The 9,006-nt window shown below is 42.7% G+C and carries 9 protein-coding genes; 3 read left to right on the top strand and 6 right to left on the bottom strand.

The window, feature by feature from the left end; genetic code table 11:
- Window positions 1-163: 163 nt before the first annotated feature.
- Entirely contained in the window at window positions 164-430 is a 267-nt protein-coding gene (locus BGL89_RS19700; RefSeq protein WP_286827217.1) for a DUF433 domain-containing protein, read from the bottom strand.
- A gap of 294 nt (window positions 431-724) precedes the next feature.
- Between BGL89_RS19700 and BGL89_RS19695 the strand changes: the two genes are divergently transcribed.
- Window positions 725-979, top strand: a complete 255-nt coding sequence (locus BGL89_RS19695; protein WP_002737596.1) for a hypothetical protein — start codon at window positions 725-727, stop codon at window positions 977-979.
- A gap of 148 nt (window positions 980-1,127) precedes the next feature.
- Here BGL89_RS19695 and BGL89_RS19690 read toward each other — a convergent pair whose 3' ends face one another.
- Together BGL89_RS19690 and BGL89_RS19685 are read right to left on the bottom strand one after the other, a co-directional pair.
- A complete protein-coding gene (locus BGL89_RS19690) occupies window positions 1,128-1,805 on the bottom strand; it encodes a pentapeptide repeat-containing protein (RefSeq protein ID WP_286827216.1) in 678 nt (225 codons plus the stop codon).
- 601 nt (window positions 1,806-2,406) lie between these two features.
- Window positions 2,407-3,402: an L-lactate dehydrogenase gene (locus BGL89_RS19685; protein ID WP_286827215.1), complete on the bottom strand. Its 996-nt coding sequence runs from the start codon at window positions 3,400-3,402 to the stop codon at window positions 2,407-2,409.
- Between the two features lie 235 nt (window positions 3,403-3,637).
- Between BGL89_RS19685 and BGL89_RS19680 the strand changes: the two genes are divergently transcribed.
- Complete coding sequence (locus BGL89_RS19680; RefSeq protein WP_158198848.1) at window positions 3,638-3,985, top strand: DUF952 domain-containing protein; 348 nt, start codon at window positions 3,638-3,640, stop codon at window positions 3,983-3,985.
- Here the strand turns inward: BGL89_RS19680 and BGL89_RS19675 are convergent.
- Together BGL89_RS19675 and cofG are read right to left on the bottom strand one after the other, a co-directional pair.
- Complete coding sequence (locus BGL89_RS19675; protein ID WP_286827214.1) at window positions 3,956-5,269, bottom strand: cytosine deaminase; 1,314 nt, start codon at window positions 5,267-5,269, stop codon at window positions 3,956-3,958. The two genes, BGL89_RS19680 and BGL89_RS19675, sit on opposite strands and share 30 nt — an antisense overlap.
- A 600-nt stretch (window positions 5,270-5,869) precedes the next feature.
- Window positions 5,870-6,757, bottom strand: coding sequence for a 7,8-didemethyl-8-hydroxy-5-deazariboflavin synthase subunit CofG (cofG, locus tag BGL89_RS19670; RefSeq protein WP_286827213.1), 888 nt, complete (start codon window positions 6,755-6,757; stop codon window positions 5,870-5,872).
- A 112-nt stretch (window positions 6,758-6,869) separates the two neighbouring features.
- Here cofG and BGL89_RS19665 point away from each other — a divergent pair, with 112 nt between their 5' ends.
- Complete coding sequence (locus tag BGL89_RS19665) at window positions 6,870-8,534, top strand: transglutaminase domain-containing protein (protein WP_286827212.1); 1,665 nt, start codon at window positions 6,870-6,872, stop codon at window positions 8,532-8,534.
- On the opposite strand, the gene BGL89_RS19660 is transcribed toward BGL89_RS19665, so the two are convergent.
- The gene (locus BGL89_RS19660; protein WP_286827211.1) at window positions 8,531-8,797 is read right to left on the bottom strand and encodes a hypothetical protein; all 267 of its coding nucleotides are present in this window, start codon (window positions 8,795-8,797) and stop codon (window positions 8,531-8,533) included. The genes BGL89_RS19665 and BGL89_RS19660 overlap by 4 nt on opposite strands.
- Window positions 8,798-9,006 lie beyond the last annotated feature (209 nt).

Below are 9,006 nucleotides of genomic sequence, written 5' to 3'. Positions count from 1 at the left end.
CCGCCCACTTGGTTTTCGAGACGGTCTTTTTAATTCTAACGTAAAGCCAACCTAGAACGGCGGGGTTTCCCACCCAAAATTTTCGATGATTGGATATCTCCTTGAATGCTGAACATTGGCAGAATATTGAATCAAGATAGACTCTTGAGAGCGACCACAGGACTCAATAGAAGAGCGTTTGAGACCTTGTTAGAGAAATTTGAACAGGTGTATTTGGCGGAACTTGATGATCCAAATAAAAACTCAAGGCATCGAACACTTGTGCTAAGGTCAAATGAGGTAAATGAGTTGGAATTTCCTCTGGCATCACACCTAATCGCCACAGACCTACGATTGCGCGAATAGATGTGCGAGTGCCTTCAATAATTGGCTCTCCACCTAAAATCTCATTGTTTCTGGTGACATAACGTGAAAGAGTGATAATCGTCATGGAATTAGGTCCCTTAGGGAAATCGCTGATTCTATTTTAGTAAGGGACAGACTTGACTTGATCACGCAATCCAGTGGCTAGAGGAATCGTAGGCTAGATGTTTTTTCGGCAACCTAACCTAAGACTGGCTCTAATAGTTTGACTAGAGAAAAAAGAGGTGCGTTACATTTCATTAACTAAGCAACCAGCGATCGCAGTTTCACCTCAAGCGATCGCCCTATGAAAAGAGATTAATTTGTCTAAAGATTTGCTAAACTGAGGACAATAATCGCTTATTTTCAAGGTGTTAACTAAATGTGGTGGCAAAGTTCTCGGTTAGACCGTATTGAAGCCAGTCTAGAGGCAAGTCAGCAGCGAATAGAGCGAATAGAAAGCAATATTGACAGATTAGCAGAAATCAGTGAGGCAACGAATCGGCGTATTGATCGGTTTGTGGAAGCTACTGCTCAACAAATGGAGGAATCTAAGGCTCGTATTGACCAACTGCAACAAGGGATGGAACAGCTTCAGCGTGCAGTTGGCTATTTTTTAAGTCAGGACGGTAACTAACGATCGCCTTTTCAAAAATCAAAAAACCCCGTTAGCTTACAATCACTTGCTTCAATGAATGAGCATGGTACTACGGCTAGAGAAAAAAGAGGTGCGTTACATTTCATTAACTACCAGAGCGGCGTACTACCAGAGCGGCGATCGCAATTCAATTTATTTTAACCATACCTCTTGATTCAGGATTAAATCCTTCTGGAAAACCAGTGGGGCAAGGGTAACTCAAGGATAAGCTTTCACACAACTTGGGTGAAGTGCTTGCATCAGTGTATTTCGCATCTTGCAGATTAGCTCTGTGTAGTGTTGCCATTTGAAGTTTTGCTCCGGCTAAGTCAGAAGATTGAAGATTGGCTTCAACCAAGCCAGCACTATGGAGGTTTGCACCCCTCAAGTTTGCACCCCTCAAGTTTGCTCTAAACAAATCAGCTCCCGCAAGATTAGCAATACGTAACCTAGAACCTTGAAGATGCGCTGCTGCTAGGATAGATTTTTGAAGATTCGCTCGCTCCAGACTAGAGTTTTGAAGATTTGCCCCTCGTAAGTTGGCATTTTTGAGATTTGCTTGCCAGAGATCTGCATTAGGCAATTGAATATTTTGCAAAAAAGCGTTCGGAGCTTCTAAGCCTTGTAAACTCTCAGGGTTCCATGTCAACCAGAACCAAGGAAATCTGTGCCGTCCTGGAATGCCTGGAGAGGCATTTAATAACTCAAGGGCTTGAATTCGTCCTCCGCTACCTTTTTGCTCGTAAGCGGCAGTAATAACTGTCCACGCTTGAGTAACGTCGGAGTTACGCTGTTTTTGCTCCCCGTAAGTAAGTAATAGCGGCAATTAAAACAGCTAGATTTGATATTGGTCCTAACTGTTCTAACAGCTTCAAGGTCTTCTGACACGTCTTCTTAAGATGATCAATCATTTGCGCTTTAGCCATCAAAACTCCCGATTGCTTGAAGATTGCCCCATGAAAGCTTAGAACCTCGACTGCTACAAAAGTTAATTCAAATCAATTCCAATACCTATACCTATTCAGAAGTGGACAGAACTGGCATCACCAAAGGGTGAGCAGGCCAAATATCGATTATACAGAAACTTTCTCCATAACACTTTTGAGAGTAACGATGTGGGTCAACTTTCGGCATATTAACCCATTTTAGCACCATCGCCAGAACTTTTCTGCGTATCATAACCAAAAGCGTATTAGCCAGATTAAACAACCTCTTTTAATTAGATTCCTAACAACAAGCTGAAATAAAATAGACTTTTCGGGAAGTCTAGCACTAATTGCTTAGTCCACCCCACAATTACCTAATTTTCGGGGAAAAAGTGCCAAAATTTTCCCCTCGATCGCTATTATGTCTGGCACTTTTTCAGGGCAAAAAAATCTAAAAATCTTAGCCAACAAGGTTTTTATATTTATTCAGCCAACCCTAAGTTAAATTTTGAGTTGATCGATTAAATCGCGCATGATTTTGGCCGAATTATGTAACTGTTGGGTTTCTCTGGGACTGAGAGCAAGATTCAGAGTTTTTATCACTCCTTTCTCGTTAACCACCGAGGGAATACTTAAACACACATCTTTGAGACCGTATTGACCATCGAGGAGAGTGCTAATAGTCAGAATTCTTTCTTGGGAACGTAAAATCGCTTTAACGATATCCGTGGTAGCTAAACCGATCGCATAGCTAGTATAACCCTTGCGTTTGATAATTTCATAGGCGGCGTTTTTAACCTGAAGAAAAATTTCTGTTAAGCTTTCTTGGTTGGCCGCGCTTAAATCCTGCCAATCTCCTTCTAATAACCTTGCTCCTCCGATATTAGCCGAACTCCAGACCGCAAGCTCACTATCCCCGTGTTCACCGATAATATAAGCGTGGACGTTACGCGCATCTACATGGAGTTTGGTGGATAAAAGAGAGCGTAAACGGCCAGAATCTAGCACCGTACCCGAACCAATCACCCTAGAAGGCGGAAAATTGGTGATTTTCAAGGTAACATAGGTCATGATATCGACGGGATTACTCACCACCAAAATTAAAGCACTGGGGCAGTAAACAGCCACATCCTCAAGAATATGGCGAAAAATCGCCACATTTCGCTCAAGGAGATGTAATCGGGTTTCTCCCTCTTTTTGGGCAGCCCCAGCAGTAATAATCACCACATCGGCATTTTGTCCCACATCGGCCACGGTTCCCATTTTCAAGTCTGTGGGTTCAATAAAAGGCATTCCGTGACTTAAATCCATCACTTCCCCTTCGACTTTATCCGTGGCGATATCTTGCAGAATTAATTCATCAAAACAGTCTTGAATTAACATCGAGTAAGCGCAGGCCATCCCCACCTGACCGACACCGATAATTACTCCCTTGCGAGGACGCAGAGGAGCAGGTTGTTCAGCGTAGGGATTGGGAGTAAATATTTTATCTAGCATAGATTTTTGCAGTTACTGGGTCGGTAAGCTCATTTTAAGGGTAGATGGTTAATATCAGGTAAAAGGAGACTATCAAGAGATTTTGAGGCCATTATCGGCCATTTTTTTCTGGTCAGTGGTCGGACAAATTTCTTGTCTTTATTCCCTGACCCCTAGTTTAAGAGAATTGAGGGCCGCTGACAGCTTCAGGCTATATCCTAAAATTAGGGATAAAGTGACAGTAGGAGGCGAACCGATGATCTATCACATCACTACAGAAAGAGGTTGGCAAATAGCTCGTGAAATGGGGGAATATCGGGCTTATTCCCTAAAAAATGAGGGATTTATCCATTGCTCCACCTTAGAACAAATTCCGAAAGTTGTGGCCGCTTTTTATCAAAATCAGCCAGATTTGCTGGTTTTAGCCATTTCTCTCGAACAATTGCAGTCCCCGGTCAAATGGGAGCAGCCCCAACATCCTAACCCAGAAAATGCCACTTTAGAGCTAGAAAAAGAGACCTTTCCCCATATTTACGGTGCTATCAACCTAGAATCGGTGGTTTTTGTCAAACCCTTACAGGAGTTCATCAATTCCCAGAACTAAATCATCTAACTCTTGGTAATCGGGGAGAGTAGTATCGATGCTCAACCCGCGTCGAATCACGAGGCGATCCCACTGTGGTCGCGATAATAGCTCGCTAAAGTAGCGAGCCTTGAAAATTAACAAATTTGCCTCTAGACCCGTCTTAATGCGCCCTAAATGGGGCAATCCGAGCAGATTTGCTGGGGTGAGGGTGACACTATTTACCCAGTCAGCGTAGGGTGCATCGAGATGGGCAATCCGCACCGCTTGGGTAAAGACTTCTAAACCATCGTGATCCCCAAAACCATAAAAGGGATCGCGACAGTTATCGCTGGCAAAAGCAACTGGAATTCCCGCTTTTTTCATCTCTTTTACCTTAGTTGTCCCGCGCCAAAAAGGGGTTTTTTCCTCTTGACGATCCTGTAGGTAGAGATTGCACATCGGCAAGCTAACGATAGCAATGCCCGCATTTTTGACTAAATTTAGGGTTTCTTGGATTATTTCAGGGGATTGTACCGCTAAACTGCAACAGTGACCACAGATGATTTGTCCGTCAAATTGCTCTTTGATGGCAGTACGAGCGATCGCTGCTAAACAGGTAGAATCGGGATCGCCGTTTTCATCCAGATGAAAATCGAGATTTAAACCCCTTTCTTGGGCTAATTTGAAGGTAATATCAATTTGTGCCTGTAAATCGGCATTTGTGTAGGCTACTCCCCCTAATATGCCCCCAAATTCGGCAATTTTATCGGCTAAGGCCGCTCCCTCGGAGGTTTGATAGTAGTCAAGGGAAACTAGAGAAACCGCTTGCAGGGTGATTTTACCGGCCCATTGTCGTTGCAATTCTCCCAAAGCGGTTAAGCTAATCTGTGCCTGTTGACCAAAAGAGTCGATATGAGTGCGAATAGCGGCTGTTCCGTGGGCATAACTGCATTTAACGCCGAATTCCATGCGACGATACACATCCTCTAAGCGCCACTCCCGTCGAGAATCCTCTAAGGCCATTTTTAAGGCGCTGTCAAAAGTGCCATCATGGTTAGGACAACGATGCCAACTATGACCTTTATCGAGATGGGTGTGCATATCGACAAAGCAAGGAAAAATAATCTTTTTTTTGAGGTCAATAACGGGAATATTGTCTTCGGGGGGGATTGTGGAGGTGATGCGATTAATGTAACCGTCATTAATTTCTAGATTAACTAAGGTTAATCCCTCGGCGGTTTGGGGAGAAAAACTCTCATTTTCTAGGATGGAAACGGGAATATGAGCATTTTTGAGCCAGTAGCGCTCGTTTGAGGGAATCATAAGACCTCTGGTAAAAATCAAAAATTGTTGTTAGGGTTAGGAGCCGGTCGTCGGGAGAATTAAGAATGAATAATAATCAATTAAATGGTCTATTTAGGGTCTGCTGAGGGGTTTTACCAATTTTCAGGGAGTCAATTACCTAATTTTCCTCCCAATCACCCCAATCGCTGGCACTTTTTGATTTCAAAAAAGCCTAAAAATATTATCCAACAAGGTTTTTAGATTTATTCAGCAGACCCTATTTACATATTTTATGCAATTTAATCCTTATTTTTGCCGTTTTTGAACCCTCAAAAATTAATTATGCAAGAGGTTTATAGTCAACAAGGAAAAAGGAAGCACTCAACCATCAGCTGTTAGCTTTCATTGGCTATATCTCACATTTGCAGAAATACCGACAATCGGCAATTATCAGTAACTCTTAAATTATACTAAATCTGGTTATTAAAGACTGATTATTTATTACCCCTTTTGCCTCTTGCCTGTTGCCTCTTGCCTTCAGAAGCTGATTACTGATTACTGATTACTGATTACTGTTTACTGATTACTGATTACTGATCACTGATTACTGTTTACTGTTTACTGATTACTGATCACTGATTACTGATAAACCGGTAGGCGCGCTTTTAATTCCCAGCCATAAATTGCTAAAAATTCCTTTAATTTATCGGGGTGTAAATGGAGGTAATCGGGATTAACTTCATCGATAATGCCAATACCGCCTAAATCCCGCGCTCCTGCCGCTAAACAATCCAAGAGAAAAAGAGGATCGGGTACTAAATTCGGGGGAATTTGAATGACAATATCTGGGGGCAAAATTTCCCTAGCTTGCCTAACCAGATCGGGTAATTTTTGCAGTTCAAAAGGATTATTTTGCCACCGTTCTCTTTTGCCCGGATTGTAGGGTTGTAGGATCACTTCTTGAATATGTCCCCAACGTTGATGAATAGTGGCAATAGTTTCTAAGGTTACTAAGCGATCGCATTCTGTTTCACCAATTCCTAATAATAACCCCGTGGTAAAAGGAATTCCTAATTCTCCCGCCCATTGTAACTGCTCTAAGCGCAGGGATGGCACTTTACTGGGGGCATGACGATGGACAGTATTTAATAAAGTCACCGTCATTTGTTCTAACATTATGCCCATAGATAGATTGACATTTTTCAGTTTTTCCATCTCGGCAAAAGTTAAAATCCCCGCATTGGTATGGGGATAAAAACCCATATTTAAAGCCAATTCTCCTAAATTATAAATATGGCGAAACCATAACTCTCGATTGGCTGCTAAAGGATGAACTTCCCCGCTAAGAATTAAAATTTCCGTAATTTCCGAACCCTGCAAAGCAGTTAAAATCTCTTTGGCCTTGTCTAGACTTAACCAGCCATCAGTGCCTAAATCCCTGCGAAAATTACAATAACTGCAACGATTGAAACACTCGTAGGTAGGTACAAGGGTATGAGAGGGACTATAAGTGACAATTCTTGACATTTTTTTCGGAATTGGAGTTCATTACGAGCATTCAAGGGCGATAAAATTTGCTATCGTGGGAAGAATTGCTGTTTTATTCACTTAAAAACGCTCTCCCTTTTCGCTTCCTCCTATGATTTTCGATCCTGCCAGTCTTCCCTCCCATCGTCAAACAATTCGTCCGATTAGCGCCACGGCCCTGCACGGAATTGTATTTCAAGATGACAAATTAATCGCTATCGACGCAAAAAACGGCTATTTATACCAAATTGCCCTCGATACCGGTCATACAACCGTACTTAATTCCCATCGCTGGCAAGAATTCGTCGGGACGACGGGATTGGCAATCGATGATCAAAATAACCTCTGGTTTACGACTCGCGAAAATCTCTACTGCTGCACTCTCGAAGATTTTACCCCGAAATTTTTTACCCGTCTTCCCTACACCGCTAACGGAGTCGCCGTAACTGCTAACACAATTTATGTCACTTGTCAACGTTCTGGACAAATCTTTATATTTGATCGCCAATCGGGACAGGAAATTACTCGTTTGTACGCGCCGGGTATCGGCATCGAAAATATCACCATTCGCGGGGAAGAACTTTGGTTAACGGATACCCTAGAACAAACGGTTTACTGTCTTGATCGCGCCACGGGAGAACAGCTTTTTAGCATGATAACTCCTTTTGAATCGCCGACGGGACTAGCTTTTTATAACGATGCGAACAGTGGCAAGGATATCTTATATGTGGCCTATGCTTTCCAAGAACCCTTTATCCGCGATAATCCCAATTCCGAACAGGTTTACGAACTTAGTTATCGTCCGCGTACTTTTGTCCATCCTCTATATTTTCACTACGATCCCGCTAAAAAATACACCCTTTCTAACGGTTATCTGATTGAATTATCCTACGTCGAGGAATTGGAACCTCTCTATAATATCGAACTAAAAGATGTGGAATGGCGCATCGCTTTACCCCTAGAAACACCGCGGCAAAAAATTCGCAGCGTCGAAGCGGTGGGATTGCCTTTTATTGAAGAAATTCAAGACGGGCAGCGGGTGGCAGTATTTAAGTTCAAGCAAATAACCGCCAAACAACGTCATATTTTTGGTTGGAAAGTGGTCTTAGAAGTGTGGGGAATTAAATACCAAATTACTCCCAAAGATTGCGAAGATTTACCCCCCTTACCCGCCGATTTTCCCGATCGCTATTTGATCGATAATGATGATCTGGCTATGAATACAGAAATTATCCTCAATGCTGCCAAAGAAGCGATCGGTCGGGAAACCAATCTACTCAGAAAAGTTTATAGTATTCGTAACTACGTCTATGATCAGCTTTCCTACGGCATCAAACCCAACATCGACACCCCCGATATTGCCCTGCGGCGCGGAGTGGGTTCCTGTGGCGAATATGTGGGTTTATTATTGGCTTTGTGTCGTCTCAATGGTATTGCCTGTCGTACGGTAGGACGTTATAAATGCCCACCCCATCCCCTCGAACGTAATTTACCCCTCGAACCAGATTACAATCACGTCTGGATGGAATTTTATCTCCCCTCTATCGGTTGGGTTCCCATGGAGTCCAATCCCGATGATATCTTTGAAGGTGGTCCCTATCCCAATCGTTTCTTTATGGGTTTAGCTTGGTATCACACGGAAATTGCCAAAGATATCCCCTTTGAACGAATGCTCAGTGAAGGACAGCCGGTGTTAAAAATCCAAGTTCCCATCGGCGATTTAGCGATTAATCACGTTCAATTCATCATTCTTGAGGAATTAGCCCCAAAAGACTAGAATTTTGACCCATCATCTAGGATGCCCATTTCTCTATCTCTGGCTTCTTTGAGTTCTTTGACCATTTGCAAACCCGCGCCCACACAGAAGCCCAGGGTTGCCCCAGCACCGGCAAAATAACGTCCATAGATGATTTGATAGATATAGGGATTTTTATAGTTGACTTGGCTGGGATTGCGTTCAATGCGGCTAATGCCATAACCGATACCTGCCCCGACTAAAGCCGTCACTAGGCCTGAAAATAGAACTAGACGAAAGTTCATGATCTTATCTCCCGATGGACTCTGACTTTAGATTATCGCTGAAAATTAGTCAATGGTAAGCGATCGCAATAATTCGTTAAGTAGTCGTGCCAAATTAATTTCCCTTGAGATGTGTAATTAGGGTTTGCTGAATAAATCTAAAAACCTTGTTGGGTAAGACTTTTAGACTTTTTGTCAATCAAAAAGTACCGGACTGGGAGTGATCAGGG

Source organism: Microcystis sp. LSC13-02 (genome assembly GCA_002282935.1).
Classification (GTDB): domain Bacteria; phylum Cyanobacteriota; class Cyanobacteriia; order Cyanobacteriales; family Microcystaceae; genus Microcystis.
This window is presented reverse-complemented; position numbering and strand designations above follow the sequence as displayed.

Bases quoted from the DNA above. Each gene is read 5' to 3' on its own strand.
- BGL89_RS19695 (WP_002737596.1), top strand. From the start codon at position 725: ATGTGGTGGCAAAGTTCTCGGTTAGACCGTATTGAAGCCAGTCTAGAG.
- BGL89_RS19660 (WP_286827211.1), bottom strand. From the start codon at position 8,797: ATGAACTTTCGTCTAGTTCTATTTTCAGGCCTAGTGACGGCTTTAGTC.
- BGL89_RS19675 (WP_286827214.1), bottom strand. From the start codon at position 5,269: ATGATTCCCTCAAACGAGCGCTACTGGCTCAAAAATGCTCATATTCCC.
- BGL89_RS19700 (WP_286827217.1), bottom strand. From the start codon at position 430: ATGACGATTATCACTCTTTCACGTTATGTCACCAGAAACAATGAGATT.
- BGL89_RS19665 (WP_286827212.1), top strand. From the start codon at position 6,870: ATGATTTTCGATCCTGCCAGTCTTCCCTCCCATCGTCAAACAATTCGT.
- BGL89_RS19685 (WP_286827215.1), bottom strand. From the start codon at position 3,402: ATGCTAGATAAAATATTTACTCCCAATCCCTACGCTGAACAACCTGCT.
- BGL89_RS19680 (WP_158198848.1), top strand. From the start codon at position 3,638: ATGATCTATCACATCACTACAGAAAGAGGTTGGCAAATAGCTCGTGAA.
- cofG (WP_286827213.1), bottom strand. From the start codon at position 6,757: ATGTCAAGAATTGTCACTTATAGTCCCTCTCATACCCTTGTACCTACC.